Source organism: Vibrio genomosp. F10 str. 9ZD137 (assembly GCF_049974785.1).
Classification (GTDB): domain Bacteria; phylum Pseudomonadota; class Gammaproteobacteria; order Enterobacterales; family Vibrionaceae; genus Vibrio.
Map to the genome: position 1 here is coordinate 1 of NZ_JBNGCJ010000813.1, position 1,111 is coordinate 1,111.

Annotated in this window: 2 protein-coding genes; both read right to left on the bottom strand. The window is 44.7% G+C overall.

What is annotated here, in order from left to right:
* Positions 1 to 58: 58 nt before the first annotated feature.
* Positions 59 to 400, bottom strand: a complete 342-nt coding sequence (gene luxU / locus ACP45E_RS18645) for a quorum-sensing phosphorelay protein LuxU (protein ID WP_017034302.1) — start codon at positions 398 to 400, stop codon at positions 59 to 61.
* A 2-nt stretch (positions 401 to 402) separates the two neighbouring features.
* Positions 403 to 1,111: sigma 54-interacting transcriptional regulator (locus ACP45E_RS18650; RefSeq protein ID WP_141707419.1), on the bottom strand; the 709-nt coding region annotated here is incomplete at its 5' end.

Sequence of the window (1,111 nt, forward strand, 5' to 3'; positions counted from 1 at the left end):
GCTATTGGCTATTGGCTATTCGGCCACTCTATTTTAGGGCTAGGTACTTTGTCACTCACTACTTGGTCACTAACGCTTGATACACGTCTCTTGTTAGCTCAAGAACGCTGACCATTGCCGTCGAATCACTCTGCGGGTCAAGCCCTTGGCCCGTTTTTATTTTCATATCAATATCGATGGATAACTGACACAAACGATCGGCGCCAAAACTTGCCGCACTGCTTTTCAACGCATGGCTTATCTCTTTGAGGTAGGCGACTTTGTCTGGGCCTTTTTTACTGAGTAACGTTTCAGCATACAAACTCAACTCATCAAGAAAAATATCCAGTAATACAGGCACATTTTCAGGCCCAATTTCGTTGGAAAGTCGTTCTACTTTTATTTTATTTAGTACGTCCATCACTATTTCACATTGTTCCATGATTGTAGTTTTCGATAGATAGTTGATGGGCTAACATCAAGATATCCTGCGGCCCGAGGAATATTTCCCTCACAGGCTTCAATGGCCTGTTCTATTGCGGCCTTTTCCGTTTGCCATAGTGGGAAAATATCATGCACCGACGCTTGTTCTTTAACACTTGGCTGCATTCTGATTTGATTATCCACCGGCATATTGAGCGGCGGTGGGAGCATACTCAATGTAATTTCTTTACCGTTGTTAAGGACCACGACATTGCGTAATACGTTTTGTAATTGTCTTACGTTTCCAGGCCATTCAAAACGATTGAAACACTCCACCACATCAGGGGATAAGCGCACAAACCCCTTACCCTCTTCGTTCGACATAAAACCTAATAATGAATAAGCAATCTCTATCACGTCTTCCCCACGCTCACGCAAAGGCGGTAAATGAAGCGGGATAACATAGAGACGGTAGTAGAGATCTTCCCTAAAGCGCCCTTCTTGGACTTCTTTCCAAGGATCTCGGTTGGTTGCACACACAAAGCGAACATCCACACTTTTCATTTTAGACGAGCCTACTTTTTGAAACGTCCCCGTTTGAATAAAGCGCAGTAATTTGGTTTGTAAATCGAGGTCCATTTCACATAACTCGTCGAGAAACAGAGTCCCTCCGTCAGCGAGCTCTGCGGCCCCCTGCCTATCGGTCGCC